Source organism: Actinomadura formosensis, from assembly GCF_050948385.1.
Lineage (GTDB): Bacteria > Actinomycetota > Actinomycetes > Streptosporangiales > Streptosporangiaceae > Spirillospora > Spirillospora formosensis.
This window is the reverse complement of sequence record NZ_CP192011.1, coordinates 2047210-2073275: the sequence shown is the minus strand read 5'-3', so window position 1 is coordinate 2073275 and position 26066 is coordinate 2047210. Positions and strand designations below refer to the sequence as shown.

Annotated in this window: 24 protein-coding genes; 7 read left to right on the top strand and 17 right to left on the bottom strand. The window is 73.0% G+C overall.

Annotation, left to right across the window (positions count from 1 at the left end; all coding sequences use genetic code 11):
* Positions 1-191: 191 nt before the first annotated feature.
* The 9 genes from alc to uraD are packed head-to-tail and all read right to left on the bottom strand — an operon-like array spanning position 192 to position 9163.
* Positions 192-1193: an allantoicase gene (gene alc, locus ACQP1N_RS09780; RefSeq protein ID WP_067802235.1), complete on the bottom strand. Its 1002-nt coding sequence runs from the start codon at positions 1191-1193 to the stop codon at positions 192-194.
* A complete protein-coding gene (gene allB / locus ACQP1N_RS09775) occupies positions 1190-2500 on the bottom strand; it encodes an allantoinase AllB (RefSeq protein WP_067802238.1) in 1311 nt (436 codons plus the stop codon). Before allB ends, alc begins: the two co-directional genes overlap by 4 nt.
* Positions 2497-4809 carry a xanthine dehydrogenase subunit D gene (gene pucD / locus ACQP1N_RS09770; protein WP_433230575.1) on the bottom strand — a complete coding sequence of 771 codons (2313 nt, stop codon included), beginning with the start codon at positions 4807-4809 and terminating at the stop codon, positions 2497-2499. The genes allB and pucD overlap by 4 nt, the downstream gene beginning before the upstream one ends.
* Positions 4809-6152: an 8-oxoguanine deaminase gene (locus tag ACQP1N_RS09765; RefSeq protein ID WP_174548883.1), complete on the bottom strand. Its 1344-nt coding sequence runs from the start codon at positions 6150-6152 to the stop codon at positions 4809-4811. Before ACQP1N_RS09765 ends, pucD begins: the two co-directional genes overlap by 1 nt.
* Complete coding sequence (locus tag ACQP1N_RS09760; RefSeq protein ID WP_067802241.1) at positions 6149-6631, bottom strand: (2Fe-2S)-binding protein; 483 nt, start codon at positions 6629-6631, stop codon at positions 6149-6151. The genes ACQP1N_RS09765 and ACQP1N_RS09760 overlap by 4 nt, the downstream gene beginning before the upstream one ends.
* Positions 6631-7509 carry an FAD binding domain-containing protein gene (locus ACQP1N_RS09755; RefSeq protein WP_067802244.1) on the bottom strand — a complete coding sequence of 293 codons (879 nt, stop codon included), beginning with the start codon at positions 7507-7509 and terminating at the stop codon, positions 6631-6633. Before ACQP1N_RS09755 ends, ACQP1N_RS09760 begins: the two co-directional genes overlap by 1 nt.
* Positions 7510-7521: 12 nt before the next feature.
* Positions 7522-8382: a factor-independent urate hydroxylase gene (gene pucL / locus ACQP1N_RS09750; RefSeq protein WP_433230570.1), complete on the bottom strand. Its 861-nt coding sequence runs from the start codon at positions 8380-8382 to the stop codon at positions 7522-7524.
* A 5-nt stretch (positions 8383-8387) separates the two neighbouring features.
* Entirely contained in the window at positions 8388-8699 is a 312-nt protein-coding gene (gene uraH, locus ACQP1N_RS09745; protein WP_067802251.1) for a hydroxyisourate hydrolase, read from the bottom strand.
* Positions 8696-9163, bottom strand: a complete 468-nt coding sequence (gene uraD, locus ACQP1N_RS09740) for a 2-oxo-4-hydroxy-4-carboxy-5-ureidoimidazoline decarboxylase (RefSeq protein WP_242608926.1) — start codon at positions 9161-9163, stop codon at positions 8696-8698. Before uraD ends, uraH begins: the two co-directional genes overlap by 4 nt.
* A 96-nt stretch (positions 9164-9259) precedes the next feature.
* On the opposite strand from uraD, the gene ACQP1N_RS09735 reads away from it, so the two are divergent.
* Positions 9260-10696 carry a PucR family transcriptional regulator gene (locus ACQP1N_RS09735; RefSeq protein ID WP_433230568.1) on the top strand — a complete coding sequence of 479 codons (1437 nt, stop codon included), beginning with the start codon at positions 9260-9262 and terminating at the stop codon, positions 10694-10696.
* Here ACQP1N_RS09735 and ACQP1N_RS09730 read toward each other — a convergent pair.
* Genes ACQP1N_RS09730 through ACQP1N_RS09700 form a run of 7 tightly spaced genes read right to left on the bottom strand, consistent with a single transcriptional unit; the run spans position 10665 to position 17692 of the window.
* Positions 10665-11525: an alpha/beta fold hydrolase gene (locus ACQP1N_RS09730; RefSeq protein ID WP_067802255.1), complete on the bottom strand. Its 861-nt coding sequence runs from the start codon at positions 11523-11525 to the stop codon at positions 10665-10667. The genes ACQP1N_RS09735 and ACQP1N_RS09730 overlap by 32 nt on opposite strands.
* 40 nt (positions 11526-11565) lie before the next feature.
* Positions 11566-12297, bottom strand: a complete 732-nt coding sequence (locus ACQP1N_RS09725) for a Clp protease N-terminal domain-containing protein (protein ID WP_067802260.1) — start codon at positions 12295-12297, stop codon at positions 11566-11568.
* A gap of 50 nt (positions 12298-12347) precedes the next feature.
* Positions 12348-13274, bottom strand: a complete 927-nt coding sequence (locus ACQP1N_RS09720; RefSeq protein ID WP_433230565.1) for an NAD-dependent epimerase/dehydratase family protein — start codon at positions 13272-13274, stop codon at positions 12348-12350.
* Positions 13271-14788 carry a class I adenylate-forming enzyme family protein gene (locus ACQP1N_RS09715; RefSeq protein WP_433230562.1) on the bottom strand — a complete coding sequence of 506 codons (1518 nt, stop codon included), beginning with the start codon at positions 14786-14788 and terminating at the stop codon, positions 13271-13273. The genes ACQP1N_RS09720 and ACQP1N_RS09715 overlap by 4 nt, the downstream gene beginning before the upstream one ends.
* Positions 14785-15939 (bottom strand): cytochrome P450, encoded by a 1155-nt coding sequence (locus ACQP1N_RS09710; protein WP_433230559.1) that lies wholly within the window; start codon positions 15937-15939, stop codon positions 14785-14787. Before ACQP1N_RS09710 ends, ACQP1N_RS09715 begins: the two co-directional genes overlap by 4 nt.
* The gene (locus ACQP1N_RS09705) at positions 15936-16688 is read right to left on the bottom strand and encodes a glycosyltransferase family 2 protein (protein ID WP_067802270.1); all 753 of its coding nucleotides are present in this window, start codon (positions 16686-16688) and stop codon (positions 15936-15938) included. Before ACQP1N_RS09705 ends, ACQP1N_RS09710 begins: the two co-directional genes overlap by 4 nt.
* A 2-nt stretch (positions 16689-16690) precedes the next feature.
* Positions 16691-17692 carry a 3-oxoacyl-ACP synthase III family protein gene (locus ACQP1N_RS09700; RefSeq protein WP_067802273.1) on the bottom strand — a complete coding sequence of 334 codons (1002 nt, stop codon included), beginning with the start codon at positions 17690-17692 and terminating at the stop codon, positions 16691-16693.
* Between the two features lie 188 nt (positions 17693-17880).
* Between ACQP1N_RS09700 and ACQP1N_RS09695 the strand changes: the two genes are divergently transcribed.
* Positions 17881-19065 (top strand): cytochrome P450, encoded by a 1185-nt coding sequence (locus tag ACQP1N_RS09695; protein ID WP_067802276.1) that lies wholly within the window; start codon positions 17881-17883, stop codon positions 19063-19065.
* Here the strand turns inward: ACQP1N_RS09695 and ACQP1N_RS09690 are convergent.
* Entirely contained in the window at positions 19062-19475 is a 414-nt protein-coding gene (locus ACQP1N_RS09690) for a hypothetical protein (RefSeq protein WP_131732804.1), read from the bottom strand. The genes ACQP1N_RS09695 and ACQP1N_RS09690 overlap by 4 nt on opposite strands.
* A gap of 330 nt (positions 19476-19805) precedes the next feature.
* Here ACQP1N_RS09690 and ACQP1N_RS09685 point away from each other — a divergent pair, with 330 nt between their 5' ends.
* From ACQP1N_RS09685 to ACQP1N_RS09665, 5 genes are all read left to right on the top strand, one after another.
* Positions 19806-21050 (top strand): cytochrome P450, encoded by a 1245-nt coding sequence (locus ACQP1N_RS09685; protein WP_433230554.1) that lies wholly within the window; start codon positions 19806-19808, stop codon positions 21048-21050.
* 82 nt (positions 21051-21132) lie between these two features.
* Positions 21133-22290, top strand: a complete 1158-nt coding sequence (locus ACQP1N_RS09680) for a steroid 3-ketoacyl-CoA thiolase (protein WP_067806445.1) — start codon at positions 21133-21135, stop codon at positions 22288-22290.
* A 75-nt stretch (positions 22291-22365) separates the two neighbouring features.
* Positions 22366-23355, top strand: a complete 990-nt coding sequence (locus ACQP1N_RS09675; protein WP_433230552.1) for an MBL fold metallo-hydrolase — start codon at positions 22366-22368, stop codon at positions 23353-23355.
* 151 nt (positions 23356-23506) lie between these two features.
* Positions 23507-24778, top strand: coding sequence for a cytochrome P450 (locus ACQP1N_RS09670; RefSeq protein ID WP_067806440.1), 1272 nt, complete (start codon positions 23507-23509; stop codon positions 24776-24778).
* A gap of 36 nt (positions 24779-24814) precedes the next feature.
* Complete coding sequence (locus tag ACQP1N_RS09665; protein ID WP_433230549.1) at positions 24815-26050, top strand: cytochrome P450; 1236 nt, start codon at positions 24815-24817, stop codon at positions 26048-26050.
* Positions 26051-26066 lie beyond the last annotated feature (16 nt).

Sequence of the window (26066 nt, the reverse complement as noted above, 5' to 3'; positions counted from 1 at the left end):
ATTTGGACGTTTCCGCAAAGAAGGGGAGCCCGGCGAACCCCGCGCTCACGGGTCCGGGCCTAGAAGGGCACCCGGCCGCGGTGCGCGGCCCGGACACCGCGGGCGATCCTCCGGATCGTCCGCCGCACCCGGCCCCGCAGTCTCCGCACACCTCATTATGGGCGTGCCGGCCGGACGGCCGGCGCGTACCGTTAATGCCGCGTGAGGGCGTTCCAGCGAGCGGCGAGATCCCGCTCTCCCCCGGGGGTCAGGTCGCCGAGGAGGCGGAGCCGGGCGATGCCGCCGTCCGGATGGATGTCGAGCCGGACGTGCGTGACCTCGGGTGTCGTGAGGCGGAACCGGTGCGGGGTGTCGGGCAGGAGGTCCGTTCTCGGCAGCAGGGGCCGCCAGGTGGACGGCGCGGCGGCGCGGGCGTCGCGGCCCCGCAGCACGGCGGCGCCGGGCGCGTTGAACTTCAGGTTCGTGGTGTCGATCTCGGCGAGCCGGATGACGCCGGGTGCCGCGAGCCGGATCACGGCCCAGTCGTGGCCGCCGTCGCGGCGGCGGGCCGTCTCCCAGCCCTCCGCCTGAGTGCGGGCGAGGCCGGGGTACAGCATGTTGTCGGGCGAGGAGTAGAACATGTCCGAGCACTCGGTGACGCGGGCGCCGTTCGCCAGCGCCGCGAGGTCGACGGTCAGCCCCGTCAGCAGGCGGGGGTCGGGGACCACCTCGCCGTGGACGCGAAGCCGGGCGATGCCGCCGTCCGGGAACATGTTCAGCCGGACGTGCGTGAACAGGCGCTCCATCCGCACCGGGAAGGCGTGCACCGTGTCCCCGCTGAGGGGGCTCTCCGGCACGATCTCCACCCAGCCCGCATCGGAGAGGCCGGACGGGTAGCCGTCCACGGCGCACGCCTCGACCGACGCCCGCGGCGGGTAGTTGCCCTTGAACCAGGCCGTGTCGATCACGATGCCGCGGATGACGCCGGGCAGGCCGAGCCTGACCAGCGCCCAGTCGTGGCCGCCGCCGCGGCGCCGGGCCGTCTCCCAGCCGTCGTACACCTGGCCCTTCGGCCCGAAGGTCTCCGGCGTGAACGCCGGCGCCCACGGGTTGATCAGGTTCTCCTTCTCGGCGAACGACTCGTCGCTCGCCGCGATGACCGATCCGCCGAGCGTGCGGACGGCCAGGTCGGGCAGGGACGTGAACGCGGTCATCTCGCCTCCCGGCCGAGCAGGCGCCCGCCGGCCCCGTCCCCGGCCGGCGTCCCCCGAAGCCAGGTGGCCCGGACGACCCCCGTCAGCGTCCGGCCCGCGTAGGGGGTGATGGGATGGCGGTGGTGTAGGGCCGCCGGGTCGACGGTGAAGGTCTCGTCGGCGGCGAAGGCGACGAGGTCGGCATCGTTGCCGACGGCGATGCCGCCCTTCCGGGGGACGCCGGCGAGGGCGGCGGGCGCCTCCGACATCCAGCGGACGACCTCGTGCAGGCCGTGCCCGCGCTCGCGTGCGGCCGTCCACACCACGGGCAGCCCCAGCTGGAGGGACGAGATGCCGCCCCACGCGGTCGCGAAGTCGCCGCGCTTCAGTTCGGGTGTGCAGGGCGAGTGGTCGGTGACGACGCACGAGATGACGCCGCCCGCGAGGCCCTGCCAGAGCGACTCGCGATTGGCGTCGTCGCGGATGGGCGGACAGCATTTGAACGCCGGGGTCCGGGCGTCCCGCGCGGTGAGCGCCAGGTAGTGGGGGCAGGTCTCGGCGGTCACGGGGACGCCGCCGGCCTGGGCCTCGGCGAGGACGTCCAGGCAGTCGGCGGCGGACAGGTGCGGGATGTGGGCGCGCGCCCCCGTCTCCTCCGCCAGCCGGACGACCCGCTGCACGGCCCGGCGCTCCGCGGACGGGGGCCGCGAGGCGAGGAACTCCGGGTACCGGCCGCCGGCCGGCGGGCTCAGCGCGGCCGGGTCCTCGGCATGGACGATGACCAGCCCGCCGAACGAGGCGATCGCGGCGAACGCGGCCCGCATCTGCTCGCCGGACAGCGGCGGGAACTCCGGGACGCCCGAGTCGGACATGAAGCACTTAAACCCGAAGACACCGAGGTCGTACAGGGGCCGCAGAGAGGCGGCGTTGCCCGGGACGGCCCCGCCCCAGAACCCGACGTCCACCGCGCAGGCGCCCTCGGCGGCCTCGCGCTTGACGGCCAGCGCGTCCGGGCCGGTGGTCGGCGGCAGCGAGTTGAGGGGCATGTCGATGAGCGCGGTGACGCCGCCCGCCGCGGCGGCGCGGGTCGCGGTGGCGAAGCCCTCCCACCGCGTCCGGCCCGGCTCGTTGATGTGGACGTGGGTGTCGACGAGTCCGGGCAGCAGCGCGACGTCGCCGAGATCGACCGAGGCGGCGGCCGGCACGGCGGCCGAGTGGTCCGCGATCGCGGTGATCCGGCCGTCCCGGACGGCGACGGCGGCGGGGCGTTCGCCGTCCGGCAGCACGGCCCGGCGCGACCGGATCAGGAGGTCGTCCACGCGGCTCACGGGGTTCCCTGGACGATGTGCTCCGGCCGGACCGGGACGCGGGTGAGCGGGCGGCCCGTCGCGTCCCGGATCGCGGCGACGATGGCGGGCGTGGACGACAGCGTCGGCGGCTCCCCCGCCCCGCGCAGCCCGTACGGTGCCGCCGGGTCGGGATTCTCCAGGATGTCGAGCCGCATGGGCGGCATGTCGAGGATGGTGGGGATCAGGTAGTCGGTGAAGGACGGGTTCCGGACGAGGCCGTCCCGCACGACGATCTCCTCCATCAGGGCGAGCCCGAGGCCCTGCGCGGAGCCGCCGTGGATCTGGCCCTCCAGCGACAGCCGGTTGAGGATCCTGCCGACGTCCTGGACGGCGGCCATCTCGACGACCTTGACGAGGCCGAGGTCCACGTCCACGTCGACGACGGCCCGGTGGACGCACAGCGCGAGCTGGGTGTGGCTGCGGCCCTGCCCGGTGACCGGGTCCATCGGCGTCGTCGGCCGGTGATGGTACTCGCGGGTCTCCTCGATGACGGCGTCGCCGAGGACGTCCTCGATCGCGGCGAGCACCCCGTCCGCCGGCGACACGATCTTCCCGCCGGCGACGTTCAGGCCGCCGCGCCCGAGCAGCCGCCCGGCGAGCGCGAGCAGCCGTGCCCGCACCGCCTCGCAGGCCGCCTTCACCGCGCCGCCCGTCATGTACGACTGGCGGGACGCGCTGGAGGAGCCGGCATCGCCGACCCCGTTGTCCGCCGGGGCGATGGTGACCTTCTGGACGCCCAGTTCCGTCCGCGCGATCTGCGCCTGGACGGTGACCAGCCCCTGCCCGACCTCGGCCGCCGCCGTGTGGACGAGCGCGGTCGCCTCGCCGCCGATGACCTCCAGCCGGACCCGGGCCGTGGACATGTCGTCGAAGCCCTCGGAGAAGCAGATGTTCTTGATCCCGACCCCGTAGCCGACGCCGCGCACCACGCCCTCGCCGTGCGTCGTCTGCGCCACCCCGCCCGGAAGGTTCCGGATATCGGTGGAATCCGCTTCATCCGGCATCGGCATCGCCTCAAGCCGCGTCAGCATCTCCGCGAGCGGCGCCGGAGACTCGATGACCTGGCCCGTCGCGAGCCTCGACCCCTGGGAGACGGCGTTGCGGCGGCGGATCTCGACCGGGCCGAGCCCGCAGGCGGCGCCCAGCCTGTCCATCATCGACTCGTAGGCGAAGCACGCCTGGACGGCGCCGAACCCGCGCATCGCCCCGCACGGCGGGTTGTTCGTGTAGACGCCGTACCCGTCGATCCGGATGTCGGGGATCTCGTAGGGTCCGACGCCGAGCGAGGCCGCGTTGCCGACCACGTTCATGGTGGACGAGGTGTACGCGCCGCCGTCCAGGATGATCTCGACGTCGGCGTAGCGGAGCCTGCCGTCCGACGTGGCGCCGTACTCGTAGCGCATCCGGGCGGGATGCCGGTGGACGTGCCCGAAGAACGACTCGTGCCGGTTGTAGGTCATCTTCACCGGCCTGCCGGTGCGCATCGCGAGCATCCCGGCGTGGATCTGCATCGACAGGTCCTCGCGTCCGCCGAACGCGCCGCCGACGCCCGCCAGCGTCATGTGGATCCGGTCCTCGGCGAGGCCGAGGCAGGGCGCGATCTGCCTGAGGTCGTTGTGGATCCACTGCGTGGAGACGTACAGGTCGAGGCCGCCGTCCTCGGCCGGGACCGCCAGGCCGGCCTCGGGCCCGAGGAACGCCTGGTCCTGCATGCCGACCTCGTACTCGCCCGAAACGACCACGTCGGCCTCGGCCTTCGCCGCGTCCACGTCCCCGACCCGGACGGGCTGGTACCGGGTGATGCCGCCCCGGTCCTGGACCTTCAGCCGCTCCGGGTCGGCGATCACGGCGCGCGGATCGGTGATCGGCTCCAGCACCTCGTAGTCGACGGCGATCTCCGCCAGCGCGCGCCGCGCCGTCTCCGGATGGTCGGCGGCGACCAGCGCGACCGGCTCGCCCTGGTACCTGACCTGGTCGATCGCGAGGACGGGCTGGTCCTCGGTGTGGTCGATGCCGAACATCTTGCGGCCCGGCACGTCCTCGTGGGTGAGGACGGCCTGGACGCCGGGCAGCGCGAGCGCCGGCCCGACGCCGATCGACCGGATCAGCGCGCGGGGGTGCGGGCTGCGCAGCGTCGCGCCCCAGAGCATCCCCTCCATCCACAGGTCGGAGGCGTAGGCGAACTCGCCCGCGACCTTGAGCGTCCCGTCCGGCCGGAGCGGGCTCTCTCCGACCCCGCCGATTCCGGGCGCGGCCACCTGGCCCGGGCTCCGCACCGGCGAGGCCATCAGAGCACCTCCCGCGCGAGGCGCATGAGGCGGCGATGGGCGTCGGCACCGCGCCGTCCGGCCTCGTCCTGCGGGACGGTGACGAGCGTGTCGGCGTCCACGACGGTGCGGCCGCCGACGAGGAGGCGGTGCAGCGGCGGTGTCGGCCCGAACGCGAACGCCACGACCGGGTCGTCGATCGCGGCGCGGAAGCCGTCCATCCGCCACAGCGCGATGTCGGCGAGCCTGCCGGGTTCGAGGGAGCCGATCTCGTCCTCGCGGCCGAGGCAGCGGGCCCCGCCGAGCGTCGCCATCTCCAGCGCCTGCCGGGCGGTCAGCGCGGCCGGGCCGTAGCGGGCGCGCTGCATGTAGAGGGCCTGCCGCAGTTCCCCGGCGAGCGGGACGAGTTCCGCCGACGCCGCCCCGTCCACGCCGAGCCCGACCGCCGCGCCCGCCGCCAGCAGGTGCGACACGCGCGCGATCCCGGCGCCGAGCCGCGCGTTCGAACTCGGGCAGTGCGCGGTGCCGGTGCGGGTCTCGGCGAGCCGCTTCACGTCGGTGTCGTGCAGGTGGACGCAGTGCGCGAGCCACACGTCGGGGCCGAGCCAGCCGATCGAGTCCATGTACTCGGCCGGCGTCATGCCGAACTGCTCCCGCGTGTGCTCCTCCTCGTCCAGCGTCTCGGCGAGGTGGGTGTGCAGGCGGACGCCCTTGTCGCGCGCCAGCCGCGCCGACTCGGTGAGCAGTTCGCGGGTGACCGAGAACGGCGAGCAGGGGGCGACGGCGACGCGCAGCATGGAGCCGGGCGACGGGTCGTGGTACCGGTCGATCGCGGCCTCGGTCTCGGCGAGGATCGTGCCGAGGTCCTCGACGACCTCGTCCGGCGGCAGCCCGCCCTGCGACTCGCCCCGGTCCATCGACCCCCGGCACGGGTGGAACCGGACGCCGATCTCCCGCGCCGCCTCGATCTCCGCCGCGAACAGGTCGCCGCGGCCCTTCGGGAACAGGTAGTGGTGGTCGGTGGAGGTCGTGCAGCCCGACTTGGCGAGCCATCCGAGCCCGGCGGTGGCCGCGCCCGCCACCACTTCGGCGTCCATCTTCGACCAGGGCTTGTAGAGGGTGGTCAGCCACTCGAAGAGCGTGCCGTCGGTGACCATGCCCTGGCTCGCCCACTGGTAGAGGTGGTGGTGGGTGTTGATCAGGCCGGGGGTGGCGAGGCAGCCCCGCGCGTCGATGCGTTCGGGATCGCGCGCGGTGGCCTTCCCCGGGCCGACGGCCGTGATGCGGTCGCCTTCGATCACGATGTGGCCGCCGGGGTACTCGTCGCCGGAGACGGTGACGACGTGGGCGTTCTCGATGATCATGTCGTGGCCTTCCGTTTCGCCGCGAGACGCACCGCGTCCAGGATCTTCTCGTAGCCGGTGCAGCGGCACAGGTTCCCGGCGAGCGCCTCGCGAATCTCGGCGTCGGCCGGCGCCGGGTTCCGGGTGAGCAGGTCGTGCGACTGCACGATCAGGCCGGGCGTGCAGAACCCGCACTGGACGGCGCCCGCCGCCACGAACGCCCGCTGGACGGGGTCGAGCCGCTCTTCGCCGGGCGAGCCCGCGGCCAGGCCCTCGACGGTGACGACCTCCCGCCCCTCCGCCTGCCCGGCCGCGACCAGGCACGCGCACACCGGCACACCGTCCAGGTAGACGGTGCAGGAGCCGCACTCCCCCTGTTCACAGGCGTTCTTCGAGCCGGGCAGGCCCATCCGCTCGCGCAGCAGGCAAAGGAGGCTCTCGCCCTCCCAGACGTCGTCCACGGCCTCCGCGGACCCGTTGACGGTCACGTTCACGCGCATCAGGAGGCCCTCCTTCCGGGTGCTTCCGCTCTGTGGTCGTCCCAGGCCCAGGTGAGCGTGCGGCGCGCCATCACCGCCAGCGCGTGCCTGCGGTAGCCGCCCGTCCCGCGGACGTCGTCGATCGGGGACGCGGCGTCCCGCACCAGCTCGCCGAAGCGCCGCACGGCCGCGTCGCCGAGGGGGCGGCGGCCGTCCCAGTCGAGTTCGCGGGACAGGAACGTCTCGGCCTCGGTGGCGCGGCGCGGGGTCGGCGCGGCCGAACCGATGCCGGTGCCGACGCGGCGCTCCCCGGGATGGAGGGCGAGCGCGAACGAGCAGACGGCGATCACCATCGCGTTCCGGGTGCCGATCTTGGAGAAGTACTGGGGGCCGGACGCGGGGGCCGTCCAGAACGCGCGGATCAGTTCGTCCGGGCGCAGCGCGTTCTTCTTCACGCCGGTGAAGAACTCGATCACCGGGATCATCCGGACGCCGCGCGCCGCCGACTCGGCCTCGATGACCGCGTCCCCGGCCAGCAGCGGCGGATGGGCGTCCCCGGCGGGCGAGGCGGCGCCGAGATTGCCGCCGACCGTGCCCCGGTTGCGGATCTGCGGCGATCCGACCGTCCGGGACGCCTGCGCGAGCCCCGGCAGCCGCCCGCCCAGTTCGGTGATCAGCCGCGCGTAGGGAACGCCGGCGCCGACGCGGAGCCGTCCGTCCGCCCTGTCCCATTCGGCCAGCGCGGGGATGCCGGACAGGTCGAGCAGCGCGTCCGGCCGGTCCACGCCGAAGTTGATCTCGACCATGACGTCGGTGCCGCCCTGGACGGGCCGCGCGCCCGGCCGCTGTGCCTTGGCGGCGAGCGCGTCCTGCCAGGTCGGCGGTCGCAGGAAGTCCATGGCTCGGGTTCCTCAGTTCCAGGCGGACGGGGCGTCCGGGGCGTCGTCGGTGCGCACGGTGCCCTCGATGAGCCCGTACGGGCGGTCCGCCGCGAAGTAGACCTCGTTGTCGTTCTTGAGGCCGAACGGCTCCAGATCGACCAGGAAGTGGTGCTTGTTGGGCAGCGACAGCCTGATCTCGCAGATGCCGTGCCGGCCCTCAAGGACGCGGCGTCCCATCTGGTAGAGCGTCTGCTGGAGGGACAGGCTGTGCGTCTCGGCGAACGCCTTGAGCAGCGCGTCGCGGGCGGCGGCGTACGAGGCGTCCCATGCCGCGTTCGTGTCCCGGTGCCGCCATCGGGCGGTCACCGCCGTGGCGAGAACGCGGTCGTCGGCCGGTTCCAGGGTCGTGTACTCGTCCCGGGCGAACCCGTGGAATTCGCTGCCGGTCGAGTTGAGGACGACCAGATCGGCGAGGCCGGAGACGACCGTCTCGGCTTCGGCGTCACCGTGCACGAGCGCCGTCCTGACCTCGCCGCCGTCCCGGACGAACGAGTGTCCGCCGCCGATCCGCCTCCAGCCGTACTCGTGGATCTCCACGCGGGCATGGGTGATCGCCGGCTGCGACGCGACGAAATGGCGGGCGAGCAGCAGCCCGAAATCCTCGATGGCCGCGATGCCGTGCTTCTTCGCGAACGCGAACACGGTGTTCTTCTGGGTGTCGGTCGGCAGCACGGCGGAGTTGTCGCCGGTCAGGTGCACGTCCCGCATCGCGCCCGAGAGGGAGATGCTGACGTTGACGTCCTTGAGCCGATGGGTGCCGCCGTCGCGGGTGACGCGGACGAGGCGGGTCTCCGCCTTCCCGTAGCGGTTGGATCCGAGCACGATGGCCATCGTGGCTAGCTCCCGCGGTAGGTCGAGTAAGCGAACGGGCTGATCAGCAGCGGGACGTGGTAGTGCCGTCCGGGGTCGTCGATCGTGAAGGCGACCGTGACCTCGGGGTAGAAGTCCGACAGGCCCTCGGTCGCGAACGTCAGCCGGTGCACCCCGCTTCGCGGCTGGACGCCCCACTCCCCGATGCGGCCGTCGTCGTCGGTGCGGGCCTCGGCCAGCGTGGTCCAGCCGCCGGCGTCCCGCCGGTCGAGCCGGACGGCAACGCCCGCGGCGGGCAGCCCCCTCGCCGCGTCCAGCACGTGCGTCGACAGGCTCATGGGTTCTCCTTCGCGCCGAGCCTCGCCAGCCGCAGATCGACGATCTCGGCCAGTTCCCTCCGGACGACCTCCCGTTCGGTCCGGGCGTCATTCCCCAGCCGCTCCCGAAGATCCACGAGCATCTCCAGGGCCGAGCGGCCCGACGCGCGGATCAGGAACACATGCCCGAAACGCTCCTCATACGCCCGGTTCCCCTCGACGAGCGCGTCCCGCACCTCCCGCGCCGCGCCGGCCATCCCGGACTGCTCGCCCCTCGACCAGCCCGCCTCCCGCGCGTCGCCCCGCATCCGCTCCCCGATGCGCGGATGGGCCGCGAGCGCCTCCTCGACATCGGCCCATTCCAGTTCGTCCAGCACCCGCTTGGAGACCGCGCGCACCGCATCGAGATCCCGCTGCCCGGCGACCGCCGCGATCCACCGGCGGGACGCGCAGCACGCCGCCAGATCCGCCTCGCTCAGCTCCACGCCTGCCAGTACACACAGCCGCCCGGCCGGGGGTCGAGGCACAGGACGTCCGAACTGTGGCCCCCGTCACGCACGTCCTTTTGTAGCTTGCTCCACATGAGGTTGCGTTCCCTGCTCGCCATGCCCGGCCTGCGCCTGGAGGTCGTCACCGGGGAGGACGAGCTGGACCGCACGATCCGCTGGGTCGTCACCACCGACCTGCTGGACCCGGGCCGGTACCTGCGCGGGCGGGAACTCGTCCTGAGCGGGCTCGTCTGGCGGACCGGCCCCGCCGACTCCGAGACGTTCGTCCGGGCGCTCACCGAGGCGGGCGTGTCGGGCCTCGCCGCCTGGGATCTCACGCTCGGCGCCATCCCGGACGACCTCGTCGCCGCCTGCCGCCGGCACCGGCTGCCGCTGTTCAAGGTGCCCGAGGACGTGGCGTTCGCGACCATCACCGAGGAGGTGGTGCGGCGGCTGTCCGGCGCCCGCGCCGCCGACCTCGCCGCCGTCCTGGACCGGCACCGCCGCCTGGTGGAGGGCACCGGCCTGGACGCCGTCCTCGACCTGGTCGGGGACTGCCACGTCCTGACCCCGACCGGGCGGGTCGTCGCCGGGCCGTCCCCGCCCGGCCCCGCCGCGCTGGCCGGCGCCTTCCTCACCGCGCCGCGCCTGCCGCACCACGTCCGCGAGCTGGGCATGTCGGTCTTCCCGGTCGAGGGTGGGGCGCGGGTCGCGGACTGGTTCATCGCGGCCGAGGGCGACGCCGCCGACTGGCCGCCGGAACGCCGCGCCCTCACGGCCGAACTCGCCGCGATCGTCGCCCTCGAACGGGCCCGCATGCGGACCCCCGCGGACCAGGAGCTCGTGGCCGCCGCGGCCGCCGGCGACGTCTCCCGGCTGCCCGGTGCCCGTTACGTCGTGGTCGCCGCGGCCGGCCGGGACCCGGGCGAGCTACGCGCCGTCCTCGCCGAGATCCTCACCACGGCGCGTCCGGTGGTCGGCGTGCTGGACGACGAGGCGATCGCGCTCGTCCCCTCCGGCGAGGACATCGCGGCCGGATTGCAGGACGCTCTCGATTTCCTCGCCCCCGGCCTGTCGGGTGACCGGATCACGGTCGGCGTCAGCGACGTCGCCGCGCCGCCGGGCGTGCGCGCCGCGATCGAGGAGGCCCGCTACGCCCGCCGCCTCGCCGCGACCCGCCCGTTCCCGGTGTGCGTGGTCCGGCACGACGAACTCGCCACGCACATGCTGCTGCTCGCCGGCGTCCCGGACGGCGTCCGCCGGATGTTCAAGGCGCGCCTGCTCGACCCGCTGCGCGCCTACGACGAGACGCACGGCGCCGATCTCGTCCGCACCCTGGAGACGTTCCTCCGGCACTCCGGCTCCTGGACGCGCTGCGCCGGGCAGCTGCACCTGCACGTCAACTCCGTCCGCTACCGGATCCAGCGCATCGAGGAGCTGACCGGTCGCGACCTGTCCCGCCTGGAGGACCGGGTCGACTTCTTCCTGGCCCTGCGCCTCAGCTCGTGTGGCGGACCAGGGCGGGAATGACCGTGTTCCAGGTCCGGCGGGGAAGCCCGGACCCGGTGCGCGGGAGGACGACCAGTTCCGCACGCGGGATCTCGGCGGCCAGCGCCTCGGCGTTCCCGAGCGGGAAGAACGGGTCGTCCTCGCCGTGCACGACCAGGGTCGGCGCGGTGATCTCCGGGAGGCGTTCGCGCCAGCGCTCCCCGCAGTCGAGGGCGGCGAACACGATGGCCATCTGGTCGGCGCGGTGGGCCGCACCGTGCTCGTCCTCGGGCCGGGTGCGGTCGTGGACGCGTTCGATGTCCTCGCGGGCCTCGTCCGCGTCGAAGTCACGCCCGCCCATGTGCCGGGCGTTCTCCACCTGGAAGGCGACCACGGAGGCCCGGTCCGTCCAGTCCACCCGCGGCGGGCTCATGAAGTGCTCCATGAGCTCGGGCGCGTGGTCGGGCAGGTCGGCGTCGGCGGGGCCGGGCGCCGTGGGGCGGGTGCCGATCAGCGTGAGGGTGCGGACGCGTCCAGGGTGGTCCAGCGCGAGAAGCTGGGCGATCCACCCGCCGGGCCCGGCACCGACGACATGCGCCCGTGCCAGGCCCAGCGCGTCGAGCAGCCCCGCGGCGTCCGCGACGAGGTCCCGCAGCGTGTAGGAGGGGGCCTCCGGATCGGCGGCCGTGGACCGCCCCGTGTCCCGCAGGTCGTAGCGGACCACGAACCGCCGCAGTGCGGCCAGCCGCTCGCAGAAGGCGTCGGGCCAGGTGAGCATCGTGTTCCCGATCAGCAGCACCGGCACATCGTCCTCGCTCCCGAAGGTCTCGGTGCAGAGTTCGACGCCGTTGACGGTGATGAGTTTCTCCATGCCCGTTGCGACCTCCGGGCCGTCCGAAACTCATCGCACGTCAGGGGTTCTCCTCTGGGGCAAGGGCGTTCAGGGCTTCGGTGATGCTCGTTTCGACGGCCTCCTTGTCGAGACCCACGCCGGAGAGGACACCGGCGCCGTTCTCGAATTCCAGGAGGGCCAGGAGCATGTGTTCGGTGCCGATGTAGTTGTGGCCCAGGCGGAGGGCCTCGCGGAAGGTCAGTTCGAGTGCCTTCTTCGCGTCCGCGTTGTAGGGGATGAGGTCGGGGACGTCCGCGGCCTCCGGCGGCAGCGCGGCGGTGGCCGCCTGGCGGACGGAGTCGAGCAGGACGTCCTGGGCCTTGATCGCCTCGCCCGCGACCGACCCCGGGTCCGCCAGGAGGCCGAGGACGAGATGGGCGGGCGTCATGTGGTCGTTGCCCGCGGCCTTCGCCTCGTGCATCGCCGCCATGACCGCTTTGCGGGCACGCGGGGTGAAGCGGGAGAACCCCTGGGAGGGGTCGAGGTCGGGCGCCTCGCCCTTCGGGACGAACCGCTTCTGCGCGGCCTGCTTGCTGACGCCCATGCTCTTGCCGATGTCGGTCCAGGACGCGCCGGAGCGGCGGGCCTGGTCCACGAAGTGGCCGATGAGGTGGTCGGCGACATCGCCGAGGTGCTCGGCGGCGATCACCGCGCTGCTGAGCTGTTCGAGGGCGTCGGTGTGGACCTTCTTGATGGCGTTGATCAGATCGTCCAGCCGGACCTGGCCGGTCACCGGAGTTTGTTCGGTCATACGTCAACCATAAGTTGACGATTCTCGTGCGTCAACCTCGGGTTGACGATCTACCAGGCGGCGGCTCCGTCGAACGTCGTCGCGTGCGGGGTGTAGCCCAGGAGTTCGCGGGCGGCGGTGATGTCCAGGGTGCGTTCCACCGCCAGGTGGCCGATGGCGTAGCGGGTGAGGCGCGGGGGTTCCGGGCGCCGGGTCAGCAGGAAGGCCCCCTCCACCACGGTGGCGAGGGGACCGGCGATGCGGGCGGGGATGTAGACCGGTCGCGCGCGGATGCCGCGTTCGCCGAGGATCGCCCGGAAGGCGGCGTCGATCGTCACGGGTTCGGCGTCGGCGACGTTGAAGACGCCCGAGGCCACGCGGCCCGTCGCGGCCAGGAGGCAGGCTTGGACGAGGTTGCCGATCGAGGTGAGGCTGATGCGGGTCTCCCCCGAGCCCACCGCGGGCAGGAGGGGGCCGCGCACCGCGGACAGGACGCGCGGCAGCAGCGTCGGGTCGCCGGGGCCGTACACCGCGTGCGGGCGCAGGATGATCGCGCCGTGCTCCGAGGCGAGACGTTCGGCGGCGGCCTTCGATGCGCCGTAGGCGTTCATGTAGCGGGACGCGGGCGCCTCGTCCTCGCGGGCCATGATGCTCGGACGGAACGGGTCGTACACGCTGGCCGTGCTGACATGGACGAACCGCGCGCCGGGGAAGGCCGCGAGGGCGTTGCGGGTGCCGGTGAGGTTGGCGGCGAACAGGGCCGGGGCGGGCCCCCAGTCGGTGACGCTGCCCGCGCAGTGGATGACCGCGTCCACGCCGGGGGCGTCCCCGAGCGGGCCGCGGGTGAGATCCCAGGAGCGGTACGGCGCGCCGCCCACATGGGACGGGGGCACAGCCGGACGGCGTCCGAACGCGTACGTCGTGACGCCGCGGGACGTCAGGGCACGGCATACCGCGCCGCCCACGAAACCCGATGCGCCCGTCACCGCGATCTTCATGGCGCCACCATGGCGCGGAGCCGGTCGCGGTCCAGTTTGCGGGTGCGGCCGGCGCGGGGCAGCTCGTCCAGGACGACGATGCGGTCGGGCAGGGCATCGTGGTCGATGACGTCCGGGAGAGCGCGGCGCAGCCGGGTGGGCAGGTGGGACGGGCCCACCACGGCCAGCACGACTTCTTCGTCGCCGGTGTGCGGGTCGGGCACGCCTACGATGGCGGCTTCGGCCACATCCGGGAGGGCCGCGATCGCTGGTTCGTATAGGCCCGGATACAGGTTGAACTTGCCTCGGATCAGCATGTCCTTCTTGCGGCCCATGAGGACGAGACGGTCTCCGTCCAGGCGGGCCAGGTCGCCTGTCGGGAGTTCGGTGAGCGGGTCCGCGCCCAGGTAGCCGCGGCACAGGTTCGGGCCGGACAGCAGGAGTTCGCCGTCGTCCGCCAGGCGCACGCCTACGCCGGGTAGTGGCACGCCCAGCAGATCGCCCGATGCCAGGTGCGCGAGCTTCTCCTCCGCCGACGCGATCGCCACCGGAAGGATCTCCGTCATCGCGTACACGGACAGGACCTCGGCCGACGGCGCCGCCGCGGCCGCCCTGCGGAGGATCGCGGCGGGTGCGGGCGCGGCGCCGAGCAGGACGTGGCGGAGGGGCGGCGGCAGTTCGGGAGCGGCGTCCAGGATCTCCGCGAGGTGCACGGGAACGCAGAAGGTGTGCGTCGCCCCTCGTTCCCGCATGAGGCGGGCGAAGCCGGCCGGCGGGCAGAACAGCGGCGGCATCGACCAGCGGGCGCCCGCGATCAGCGTCGGCAGGCCGAGCATCAGCTGGTCGGTGTGCACGACGTCGCCGGGGCCGAGCGGCAGCCGGGCCCGGAACAGCTCCAGTGCCGCCGCCAGCGATGCCTGCGTGTGGACGACCGCGCGCGGGCTCGCCGTCGTCCCCGAGGTGAAGATCACCGCGGCGGGCGCGTCCGGGTCGGTGTCCCCGGCGATCTGCGGGGCGCTCTTCGGGGCGTCGCCGCGCAGCAGGTCCGCGAACGACAGGGCGCCGCGCGGCACGCCCGGCAGCCGGCGTCCCACGTGGATGTGCCGCATCGGGCCCGCACCGGGAACCCGCAGATCGGCGAGGTTCGGCAGGAGCAGCCCGCGCCGCCGCGCATACGCCCGGACGGGCCGCAGCCGGCTCCCCGCGTACAGCACCGATTCCGCCGCCGACCAGCGCGGGCGCGCCAGCCTCAGCCGCGCGGTGAACATCTCGGGCCCGGCCCCCGGATCGGCGAAGACGACCACTCCCCCGGCCGCGACCACGCCCAGCGCCAGCACGAGCGACTCCGGTGCGGGCCGCACGGAGAACAGCACCCCGTCCCCCGCCGCCAGACCGGCCGACAGCAGGCCGTGCCGGACGGCGAGGACCTGCCGCCGCAGCTCGCCGTAGGTCAGTTCCGCGCCGTCCCCCGCGACGAGGGCGACCGCCTCCGGTGTCCGGGCGGCCTGGTCGAGCAGCCGCCTGACCAGCGTCACGCCGCCACCTCCGACCGGACGGCCAGATACCGGTACGTCGGGATCAGCACTCCCCGGGCCGCCGCCCGGCGGGTGATCGTCAGGGGCGCCGCGGCGAGGAGCGTCCGGGCGGCCAGCCGGATCTGGGCCATGGCCAGCGGATAGCCGATGCAGAAGTGCGGCCCGGCGCCGAACCAGAGCCGCCGCAGCTCGGGCGGATGCGGGCGGTCGAGGTCGAACGGCCCGTAGGCGCGGCAGCAGTTGTGCGTGGCGATCACCACCCGGTCGCCGGGCCGGATCGCGACACCCCCGACCGTGACCGGGCGGTGCACGCTGCGCAGCATCACCGGCGTCGGCGTCGTCACCCGCATGGCCTCCTCGACGGCCCGGTCGAGCAGCGAGAGATCATGCGCGACGCGGAGCAGCTGCCCGTGGTCGCAGAGCAGGGCGATCAGCCGGGGCAGCAGCGTCGCGACGGTCTCGGTGCCGGTCAGGAAGAACGCCCCGGCCGCGCCGCGCGCCTCATCCCGCGACAGGCCGAGCGCCCGCATCCGTCCCATGACCGTCGACTCGTCCCCCGCGAGATACGCCTTCGCCGCGATGTCACCGAGCGGGTCGAGCACCTCGCGGGCCCGCCGCACCTGGGCCGGCGACAGCCGGCGCGTGCGCAGCGACACCATCGACACGATCCGCTCGCCCTGCTCGAACAGGTCGCGGTAGGCCGCCTCGCCGCCGCCCTCCAGGCCGATGACCTCGCCGATCACCGTGCCGGCCATGACGCGGGCGGTGTCCACCAGGTCGACGGTCGCGCCGCGTGCGAGCCGGTCGGCGAGCCGGGCCAGCGGCTCGGCCAGCACCCGCGCGCACAGCGCCTCGGTATAGGACGGGACGAACAGGTCGGTGAGCCTGCGCCGGAAGGCCCGGTGCGCCTCCCCCTCCATGTTGAGCAGGACGGACGGCCCGAGTACCGGCGTCCACAGCTCGCCGGGCGAGCCGGGCCCGTCCTTGCGGAACGTCTCGCCGTCCATCAGGATCTCGCGGGCCGGCGCGGCCTCGTTCACGACCACGCCGACGCCGGGCACGCGCACGACCGGGCCACGCCGGGCGACCCCGCGCAGCAGCGGATACGCGAGCGGATGCGCGGCCGTGTAGAGCCGCTGTTCCCAGTTCACCGGATGTCCACGACGGCCGGCTTGTAACGGTGGTCGGCATACCAGCCGAGCGTCCTGACCAGGCCGAACGCTCGCAGCCGCCGTACCGACCCGTACACGATCACGTCCCCCCGCAACCCGTAGGCGTCGGTGAGGTAGCGGACGCGGTTGACGAGCGCGCGGTCCTCGTGGACCTCCTCGATGCGGGTGCGCGGGAAGCCGCCCGACCGTTCGTACAGGTCCGCGGTGATGGCGACGTTGCAGCCCGGCATCATCACGTACGGCCCGAGGTACAGCGGGTCCTGGTTGCCCGGACGGAACCGTCCGAAAAGGGCGGCGATGTCGATGACGGCGGGCAGCAGGCGACGCTCCCAGAACTTCAGCGGGAACTCGTCGGTGCGGGGCAGCAGCGGCCCGGACACCATCTCCAGCCCGTCCCCGAACGCCCGCTTCACCGCCGCGACCCAGCCGCGATGCGGCAGGCAGTCGGCGTCGGTGCGGGCGACGTGCGTGGCGCCGGCGCCGATCGCGTGCCGGACGCCGGTGTCGGCGGCGGCGCCCGTCCCCTTCTCCGGCTCGTGGACGATCCGGACGTCGAACGCCGTGCACCCGGCCGCGAACTCCTTGACGACCTGCGCCGTCCCGTCCGTGCTGCCGTTGTCGACGACGACCAGCGAGAACCCGGTGTCGGTCTGCTCGGCGAGGCGGCGCAGCGTCGCGCCGATCGACCGCTCCTCGGCATAGGCGGGGATGACGACCCACAGATTCATGATCACAACTCCGCGAACATCACGCCGAGGCTGACGCCGCCGGCGAGGCCGATCAGCGCGACGCGGTCGCCGGGGCCGCAGCGCCCCTCGGCGAGCCCGGTCGCGACCTGCAGCGGGAGGCTCGCGGACGCGACGTTGCCGTGCTCGGGCAGCGTGACCACGAGCCGGTCGGACGGGATGCCGAGGATCGAGCGCAGCACCTCCAGATAGGGCAGCGTCACCTGGTGGACGGCGATGACGGCGAAGTCGTCCCAGGTCAGCCCGGTCTTCTCCAGCGCGGTCAGGAAGATCTCCGGGCCGCTCGCGACGAACGCGTCCTTCAGGCGCCGCCCGTCCCCGCTGAAGTAGGTGAAGTCGGGGTCGCGGGGGTGCATCGAGCCGCCCGCCGGGAGCGTCCCGATGTCCCAGGCGCTGGAGACGGCGGCGAAGTCGCGGTAGAAGATCCCGCCGTCGGGCGCGGCCTCGACGAGCATCGCGGCGCCGCCGTCGGAGAGGGTGTAGCCGGCGAACGCGTCCACGAACTGGGCGCGGTCGCGGACGTTCCAGCGGATCGCGCGGGACGGGCTCTCGCCCGTGCAGACCAGCACCCGCTCGTGCTGCCCGGTCCGGATCAGCGCGTCCGCCATCTGGAGCCCGTTCAGGAAGCTGTTGCAGGCGTTCTTCACGTCGAAGACGGGGCAGACCGCGCCGAGCTTGGCCGCGACGATGTGCGCGGTCGCGGGCTCGATGAGGTCCTGCGACGCCGACCCGAAGATCAGCAGGTCGAGGCCCGCCGGGGCAACGGCACGCCGGGCGAGGGCGCCGCGGGCGGCGGCCACGGCCAGGTCGGACGCCTGCTCGTCGTCGCGCATGACGTGCCGGGCGCGGATGCCGGTCATCCGCTCGACGATCGTCGGATGCGGCCGGTAGCCCGTGCTCTCGGCCGCGACGCGCGCCTCGACCTCGGCACTGGTGACGGTCCGCTCGGGCAGGTGCGCCGCCACGGCGGTGATGCGGGCTCTCATGGGCTGGGTTCCCCCGGTTCCTCGTGCTCGGTATGCGGCCAGCCTCGCCGCTCCGGGCGCCGGCGGTGAGGGAGACCCTACGGAACACCGGCCGCGCCTTGTACCCGATTCGTAGTGAGTACTGCCACTTATCCGGTTTGAGTAGTACCGCGTTTCCACCGCGCTTCCCAACCCGGCACAATCGCGGGATGACCAGCACGAAGATCCTGGACGCGGCCCGGCACGAGGCGCGGCTGCTGTGGTCCGCCAACCCCGGGCTGTTCGCGCTCCTGGAGGCCGCGCGGCACACCGGGCCGATCACGCGCGTCCCCGGGCTCGGGTGGGTGGTGACGGATCCGCTGCTGGCCCGGCACGTCCTCAACGACCACGTCGCCTTCGGCATGAACGGCGAGGGCGGCGTCGGCCACCTGTGGACGCAGCTGTTCGGGGACGAGATGGCGCAGTTCTTCGGCGGCGCGCGGCACGCGGAGATCCGCACCCGGGTCCGCGACCTGTTCACCGAGGACGCGGCCCGGACCTTGGTGGAGCGTTCCCAGGGCCCGTCCCACGCCGCGCTGGCGCACCGGCTCGCCGCGGGCGAGACCGTGGACGTCGCCGACGCCGCCCGTGTCCTGTCCGGACGGATGGTCGCCGACCTGCTCGGGCTGCCCGCCGGCCGGCCCGACGCCGCCTACCGGACGCTGTTCGCCGCCGGGGAGCGGCTCGCCCGGCTGGCGCTGGGCACCACCGCGTCCACCGTCCTCGACCCGGCGATCACCGCGCAGGCCAGGGAGATCGTGGACGACATCACCGCCGGCGTCCCGCACGCCTACCCGAGCGCGGGGCCGGACACCCTCCTCGGCCGCTGCCGCGGGCTGGGCCTCGGCCTCCCGCTCGCCCGCGGGCTCGCGACGCTGCTGGTCATCGCCGGGACGGAGACCGGCGCGTCCGGGACCGTCCGCACGGTGGCGCTGCTCCACGACACCGGCCTGCAGAGCGCGCTGCTGGACGACCCGTCCCTCCTGGACAACGCGGTGCGCGAGGGCCTGCGCGTCGCCGCCCCGGCCCCGGTGATCGGCCGGCACGTGGCCCGGGACGCGACCGTCGGCGGGCGGCGGCTCCGCGCGGGCGAGCGGGTCCTGCTGCTGACGTACCGGGCGACGAACGGGGCCGGGCCGTTCGACGTGCACCGCGAGTACGTCCCGCAGACGCGGCAGCTGTGGTTCGGCGGCGGCCGCCACCTCTGCCTCGGCGCGGCCGTGGCACGCGCTCAGGTGGCGCGGATGCTGGCGACGCTGCTGTCCGGCGGCCGTCCGTACCGGATCGTGTCGCGGCGCCCGGCTCGCCGCGTCCTCGTCCCCGCGTACGCGGAACTGCGGGTGCGGCGGGCCTAGACCGGGGGGATCGCGGACGGCGGCGCCTTGGTCACGGGGGCCGTCGGGGTCACGGGGGCCGGGGCGGACGGCGTGGTCGGGGCGGACGGCGGGGAGTGCGTGATCGTCGGGCCGACCGGGCGCACCGGCTTCTCGTCGCGCGGCGCGGAGTTCCACCACCAGAGCGCGAACGAGATCGCGAGCAGCACCAGCACGCCGCCGATCACCTGGAGCACCGCCATGCGATGGCTCGGCTCGCGGTGCCGGCGCCGGAACGCCGACCGGCCGCCGCCCCGCCGCGCGGTCCGCCGGGCGCGGCGGCGTTCGCGCCGGCTCGGCGGGCGGGCGCGCTCGCGCGCGGACGGCTCGGTGAACCTGGCGCTCCTGACGAATTCTTCGTCGAACACGGGCTCGTCGAAATCTGCGGCCATGGGGCTCTCCGGCGCGGGGGCAGTCGAGTGCCCAGGCTAGTCCACGTGCCGGGCGATCCTTCCCGACCATTTTTAGAACATGTTCTATCTAAACCCTCTTCAGCGGGTGAGGAAGTTCACCGGCCGCCCCCTTGATGTCAACCAACCGATGTGGCATCAGAGACCGCCGGTCACGTTTTCCCCGATGACGTCAAGCATGACCACGGGGTCATCAATCAATCGATTGCTGGAGACAGCAGATCAGACTTGAGTCTCATTTGCTCTTGAACTCTTCATGAAACGGGTTCTACGGTGGGCGCCAAGCGCCGTGCACATCGGGAGGAACCGCGCATGACCGCCCCCACTTCGCAGACCACCGCCGTCCCCCCGGGGTTCGACTTCGCCAGCCCGGACCTGCTGGCCGAGCGCATCCCCCTCGCCGAGTTCGCGCTGCTGCGCCGGACGGGCGCGCCCTGGTGGAACGAGCAGCCGCGCGGCCGCACCGGATTCGACGACGACGGCTTCTGGGTGATCAGCAAGCACGCGCACATCAAGGACATCTCCCGCGACCACGAGCAGTGGTCGTCCAACGCCAACGGCGCGGTGATCCGCTTCAACGAGCGGTTCGGCCCCGAGGAGCTGGACGTCCAGCGCGAGAACCTGCTGCTGCACATGGACCCGCCGCAGCACGCCAAGCTGCGCAACATCGTGTCCCGCGGCTTCACGCCCCGGGTGATCAGGAGCCTGCACAGCGCGCTGCAGGAGCGCGCGGAGCGGATCGTCGCCGAGGCCCGCCGCCGCGGCGGCGAGGGCGACTTCGTCGCCGAGATCGCGGCCGAGCTGCCGCTGCAGGCGATCGCCGAGCTGATGGGCGTCCCGCAGGAGGACCGGCGCCGGCTGTTCGACTGGTCCAACAAGATGCTCGGCTACGACGACCCCGAGTACAACGACGACCCGGCCTACGCGGCCGCCGAGATCATCGGCTACTCGATGGGCCTGGCCGAGCAGCGCCGCGGCTGCCCCGCCCACGACATCGTCACCAAGCTCGTCCAGGCCGACGTGGACGGACGCGGCCTGACCGACGACGAGTTCGGCTACTTCATGATCCTGCTCGCCGTCGCCGGCAACGAGACGACCCGCAACGCGATCACCCACGGCATGATCGCGTTCATGGACAGCCCCGAGCAGTGGGAGCTGTTCAAGGCCGAGCGCCCCGAGACCACGCCGGACGAGATCGTCCGGTGGGCCACCCCCGTCACCGCGTTCCAGCGCACCGCCGTGCACGACGCCGAGGTGGGCGGCGTCGAGATCAAGGCCGGCGACCGGGTGGCGATGTACTACAGCTCCGCCAACTTCGACGAGGACGTCTTCACCGACCCGATGACGTTCGACATCACCCGCTCGCCCAACCCGCACCTCGGGTTCGGCGGCACGGGCGCGCACTACTGCATCGGCGCGAACCTGGCCCGCCTGGAGATCGGGCTCATGTTCGACGCGATCGCCGACCACATGCCGGACGTCACCCGGCTGGGCGAGCCGCGCCGGCTGCGCTCCGCCTGGCTGAACGGCATCAAGGAGCTGCGCGTCCGGTACTGATCCCTCTCACCGGGACCGCCCCTCCCCAGGAAAGTTAGAACACGTTACAGTCAAAGTGAATCGTGTTCTAGAAGGAGTCGACATGGGTACCCCGGTGATCGTCGAGGCGGTGCGCACACCGCTCGGGAAGCGCAACGGATGGCTGGCGGGCCTGAAGCCGATGGCCGTCCTCGCGCACGCGATGAACGCGCTCGTCGAGCGGTCCGGCATCGACGCCGCCGAGGTGGAGCAGGTGTTCGCGGGCTGCGTCACGCAGGCGGGCGAGCAGGGCGGGCACATCGGCCGGTACTCCTGGCTGTACGCGGGGCTGCCGTGGCAGACCGGCGTCACCACCCTCGACGCGCAGTGCGGCTCGTCGCAGCAGGGCGTCCACCTCGCCGCGTCGCAGATCGCCGCCGGCGTGGTGGACGTCGCGATCGGCTGCGGCGTCGAGGTGATGAGCCGCGCACCGCTCGGCACCAACGTCATGCCCGCGAACCCGCGTCCGGACGACTGGTCGCTCGACATGCCGAACCAGTTCGACGCCGCCGAGCGGATCGCCGCCCGCCGCGGCCTCACCCGCGCCGACCTGGACGCGTTCGGCGCCCGCTCGCAGCAGCTCGCCGCCAAGGCGTGGGCGGACGGCCGCTTCGACCGCGAGATCGCGCCCCTCAGCGCGCCCGTTCTGGACGCCGCCGGCGATCCGACCGGGGAAACCCGCGAGGTCACCCGCGACCAGGGGCTGCGCGAGACGACCGCCGACTCGCTCGCCGGCCTCAAGCCGGTCATGCCGGACGCGCTGCACACCGCGGGCACCTCGTCCCAGATCTCCGACGGCGCCGCCGCCGTCCTGCTGATGTCGGAGGAGAAGGCGAAGGCGCTCGGCCTGCGGCCCCGCGCCCGGATCAGGACCCAGGCCCTCGTCGGCGGCGAGCCGTACTACCACCTGGACGGCCCGGTGCAGGCGACCGAGCGCGTCCTCCGGCGGTCCGGCATGACGATGGGCGACATCGACATCACCGAGATCAACGAGGCGTTCGCCTCGATCGTGCTGTCGTGGGCGTCCGTCCACGAGCCCGACATGGACACGGTCAACGTCAACGGCGGCGCCATCGCCATCGGCCACCCCGTCGGGGCCACCGGCGCCCGCCTGATCACCACCGCGCTGCACGAACTGGAGCGCCGCGACGCCGGGACGGCCCTCATCACGATGTGCGCGGGCGGCGCCCTGTCCACCGCGTCCATCCTCGAACGAATCTGACGGGCATTCTGGACAACGGGCCCCGGTCACAGCGGCCGGGGCCTTCGACCATGACAGGCGCGAAAGGCGGTCTCGGTGCAGCCGGAACCAGAGGACCTCGGCGGCGGGCTGTGGAGCGTGCCCGTCCCCATCCCGGACAACCCGCTCGCGTACACGCTCGTATACGCGGTGGAGAGCCCGAAGGGCCCCGTCCTGATCGACGCGGGCTGGCACCACGAGGACGCCTGGACGGCCCTCCGCGACGGCCTCGGCACGTTCGGGATCGACGTGTCGGACGTCCACGGCGTGGTCGTCACGCACTTCCACCCCGACCACTCGGGCCTCGCCGGCCGCGTCCGTGAGACGTCCGGCGCCTGGATCGCCATGCACCACGCGGACGCCGGCATCGTCCGGCTCTTCAGCGAGGTCGGGCAGGGTGGCCGCCGCCAGTTCGAGCTGACCGCCCTGCGCCGCGCCGGCGCCGCCGAGTCCGACCTGACCGGCCCGAAGCAGCAGACCCGGGTCGCCCCGCCGGCGATCCCGGACCGCGAACTGTCCGACGGCGACCTCGTCGACGTCCCCGGCCGCCGCCTCCGCGCCATCTGGACGCCCGGCCACTCCCCCGGCCACATCTGCCTGCATCTGGAGGACGGCGACCGCATCTTCACCGGCGACCACGTCCTGCCGCGCATCACCCCGCACATCGGCCTCTACCCCTACGACACCCCGGACGTCGACCCGCTGAGCGACTTCCTCGGCTCCCTCGACAAGGTGTCGGCCATGACCGTGGGCGAGGTCCTGCCCGCCCACCAGTTCCGCTTCAACGGCCTCTCCGCCCGCGCCCGCGAGATCATCGCCCACCACGAGGAACGCCTGGCCGAAGTGGCGGCCCTCCTCTCCCGCACCCCCATCACCCTCTGGGACCTCACGGCGGGCCTCACCTGGCGCCACCCGTGGGCCGGCATGTCCCAGCAGGCCCGCCGCATGGCCGCCGCCGAGGCCGCCGCCCACCTGCGCACCCTGGAGACCCGGGGAACGGCCCGCCGCGAGGGCACCGACGACCCCCTCCGCTACGTCCTGCGCTGACCGCGCGCTCCATCGGGCTTCGCCGACGGCGGACCGGGGCGGGCGGGCTCTTGATGAGACTGCAGTCTCATGCTAGAACGTGTTCTAGGTCTATGAGCCAAGCAAGCGCTCAGTTCAGCGACCGGTCCCGTCCCGGCACGAAGGGTCTTCCATGGCACTCGCGACGTCCGCCGACTCCGCTCACCGGGCCTTCCGCGCGCCCGAGATCGACATCATCGATCCAGGGGTCTACGAGCGCGGGGGCATCCCCCACCGGCAGTTCCAGTGGCTGCGCGACAACGATCCCGTCCACTGGCACCAGGACCCGAACGAGGGCGTCCCCGGCTTCTGGGCCGTCACGCGGCACGAGGACGTGGTGTCGGTGTCGCGGCGCGCCGACCCGTACTCCTCGCACGAGCGGACCGCGATGTTCGAGGAGTTCTCGGCCGACGACATCGCCATGTACGGGCAGATGATGCTGTTCCAGGACCCGCCGGACCACACCCGGCTGCGCGCCATGGTGAACAAGGGGTTCACCCCGCGGATGATCGGCCGGCTGGAGGACCACATCCGGGGGATCTGCAACCGGCTGATCGACGAGGCGGCCCCGCTCGGCGAGTGCGACTTCGTGGAGAAGTTCGCGGCGCCGCTGCCGCTCTACACGATCTGCGAGCTGCTCGGCGCCCCGCTGGAGGACCGGGAGAAGATCTTCCACTGGTCGAACAAGCTGGTCGCGTTCAACGACCCCGAGTTCATCGGGGGGCGCGAGGAGTCGACGCTGTGCGCCGCCGAGTTCGCCGAGTGGGGCGGGCAGCTGGCCGCCGCCCGCGCCTCCACGCCGCGCGACGACATCGTGACCAAGCTGCTCACCCCGGACGCGGACGGCGGCAAGATCAGCCTGGAGGAGTTCCAGCTGTTCATCATCATGCTGTCGATCGCGGGGAACGAGACGACCCGGACGGCCACCGCGGGCGGCATGCTGGCCTTCTTCGAGCGGCCCGACCAGTGGGAGCGGCTGCGCGCCGACCGGAGCCTGCTGCCGAAGGCGGTCGAGGAGATCGTCCGCTGGGTCAGCCCGATCAACCAGTTCCGCCGGACGGCCCTCACCGACACCGAACTGGGCGGCAAGGAGATCAAGGCCGGGGACAAGGTCGTGGTGTTCTACAGTTCCGCCAACCGCGACGAGCGCGTGTTCGAGGACCCCTGCACGTTCGATGTGGGACGCGACCCGAACCCGCACCTCGGCTTCGGCGGCGGAGGCCCGCACTACTGCCTCGGCACGCATCTGGCCCGGCTGAACCTGCGGATCATCTTTGAGACGATCCTGGAGCGGATGCCCGACATCCGGCTGGCCGGCGAACCCCGCCGGCTCCGGTCCAACTTCGTCAACGGCTACAAGGAGATCCCGGTGAGCTTCACGCCATCGGCCCCCCTGGGAGGTTGACGGCGCCGGTCACTCCGGACGAGGAGGTTCGAGGCGATGACCACCGTCCCCGACATCGAGCTGGCCGACCCCGCCGTGTACGAGCGGGGCGGTATCCCGCACGAGCAGCTCGCGTGGCTGCGCGAGCACGATCCGGTGCACCGGCACCACGGCGACCCGGAGCGGGGGTACCCCCCGTTCTGGGCGATCACCCGGCACGAGGACGTCGTGCACGTGTCGCGGCATCCGGAGCTGTTCTCGTCCTGGCGGCGGCTCGCCCTGTTCGACGAGCCGGAGGAGGAGCATCTCGTCCTGCAGCGGATGATGATGCTCAACCAGGACCCGCCGGAGCACACGCGCAAGCGGAGCATCGTCAACCGGGGCTTCACCCCGCGCGCCATCGGCGCGCTGGAGGAGCACATCCGCGGCATCTGCCGGCGGCTGGTGGACGAGACCGCCCGGCGGGGGGACGAGGCCGACTTCGTCCGGGATCTGGCGGCGCCGCTGCCGCTCTATGTGATCTGCGAGCTGCTCGGCGCGCCGCCGGAGGACCGGGAGAAGATCTTCCACTGGTCGAACACGCTGATCGGCGGGGACGATCCGGAGTTCCAGCGGACGCCCGAGGAGGGCCAGGCGGCCGCGGCGGAGCTGTACGCCTACGCCAACGTCCTCGCCGCCGACCGGCGGGAGAACCCGCGCGAGGACATCGTCACCAGGCTGCTCCAGCCGGACGCCGGCGGCGAGGTCCTCACCGGGGACGAGTTCGAGCTGTTCGTCATGCTGCTGGCGGTCGCCGGGAACGAGACGACCCGCAACGCGGCGACCGGCGGCATGCTCGCGCTGCTGGAGCATCCGGAGCAGTGGGCGCGGCTGCGGGCCGACCGGTCGCTGGTGCCGGCGGCCGTGGACGAGATCGTCCGCTGGGTCACCCCGGTCAACCTGTTCCGGCGGACGGCCGTCCGGGACACCGAGATCCGCGGCAAGAAGATCGGCGAGGGCGACAAGGTCGTCGTCTTCTACGCCTCCGCGAACCGCGACGAGACCGTGTTCGCCGACCCGTACGCCTTCGACGTGGGGCGCGCCCCGAACCCGCATCTGGGCTTCGGCGGAGGCGGTCCCCACTTCTGCCTGGGCTCCCACCTCGCCCGACTGGAGCTGAGTGTGCTTTTCGAAACACTCTTGGACGCCATGCCCAATATTGAACTCAGCGGTAACGTTCGCAGGCTAAGGTCTAGTTTCATCAATGGGATAAAGGAGATGCCGGTGCGCGTGCGTCCGGTGTCCCTCGACTGACGGGAGCGGTGCGTGG

Bases quoted from the DNA above. Each gene is read 5' to 3' on its own strand.
- alc (WP_067802235.1), bottom strand. From the start codon at position 1,193: ATGACCGCGTTCACGTCCCTGCCCGACCTGGCCGTCCGCACGCTCGGC.
- pucD (WP_433230575.1), bottom strand. From the start codon at position 4,809: ATGGCCTCGCCGGTGCGGAGCCCGGGCCAGGTGGCCGCGCCCGGAATC.
- ACQP1N_RS09765 (WP_174548883.1), bottom strand. From the start codon at position 6,152: ATGATCATCGAGAACGCCCACGTCGTCACCGTCTCCGGCGACGAGTAC.
- ACQP1N_RS09760 (WP_067802241.1), bottom strand. From the start codon at position 6,631: ATGCGCGTGAACGTGACCGTCAACGGGTCCGCGGAGGCCGTGGACGAC.
- ACQP1N_RS09755 (WP_067802244.1), bottom strand. From the start codon at position 7,509: ATGGACTTCCTGCGACCGCCGACCTGGCAGGACGCGCTCGCCGCCAAG.
- pucL (WP_433230570.1), bottom strand. From the start codon at position 8,382: ATGGCCATCGTGCTCGGATCCAACCGCTACGGGAAGGCGGAGACCCGC.
- uraH (WP_067802251.1), bottom strand. From the start codon at position 8,699: ATGAGCCTGTCGACGCACGTGCTGGACGCGGCGAGGGGGCTGCCCGCC.
- ACQP1N_RS09735 (WP_433230568.1), top strand. From the start codon at position 9,260: ATGAGGTTGCGTTCCCTGCTCGCCATGCCCGGCCTGCGCCTGGAGGTC.
- ACQP1N_RS09730 (WP_067802255.1), bottom strand. From the start codon at position 11,525: ATGGAGAAACTCATCACCGTCAACGGCGTCGAACTCTGCACCGAGACC.
- ACQP1N_RS09725 (WP_067802260.1), bottom strand. From the start codon at position 12,297: ATGACCGAACAAACTCCGGTGACCGGCCAGGTCCGGCTGGACGATCTG.
- ACQP1N_RS09720 (WP_433230565.1), bottom strand. From the start codon at position 13,274: ATGAAGATCGCGGTGACGGGCGCATCGGGTTTCGTGGGCGGCGCGGTA.
- ACQP1N_RS09705 (WP_067802270.1), bottom strand. From the start codon at position 16,688: ATGAATCTGTGGGTCGTCATCCCCGCCTATGCCGAGGAGCGGTCGATC.
- ACQP1N_RS09700 (WP_067802273.1), bottom strand. From the start codon at position 17,692: ATGAGAGCCCGCATCACCGCCGTGGCGGCGCACCTGCCCGAGCGGACC.
- ACQP1N_RS09695 (WP_067802276.1), top strand. From the start codon at position 17,881: ATGACCAGCACGAAGATCCTGGACGCGGCCCGGCACGAGGCGCGGCTG.
- ACQP1N_RS09690 (WP_131732804.1), bottom strand. From the start codon at position 19,475: ATGGCCGCAGATTTCGACGAGCCCGTGTTCGACGAAGAATTCGTCAGG.
- ACQP1N_RS09685 (WP_433230554.1), top strand. From the start codon at position 19,806: ATGACCGCCCCCACTTCGCAGACCACCGCCGTCCCCCCGGGGTTCGAC.
- ACQP1N_RS09680 (WP_067806445.1), top strand. From the start codon at position 21,133: ATGGGTACCCCGGTGATCGTCGAGGCGGTGCGCACACCGCTCGGGAAG.
- ACQP1N_RS09670 (WP_067806440.1), top strand. From the start codon at position 23,507: ATGGCACTCGCGACGTCCGCCGACTCCGCTCACCGGGCCTTCCGCGCG.
- ACQP1N_RS09665 (WP_433230549.1), top strand. From the start codon at position 24,815: ATGACCACCGTCCCCGACATCGAGCTGGCCGACCCCGCCGTGTACGAG.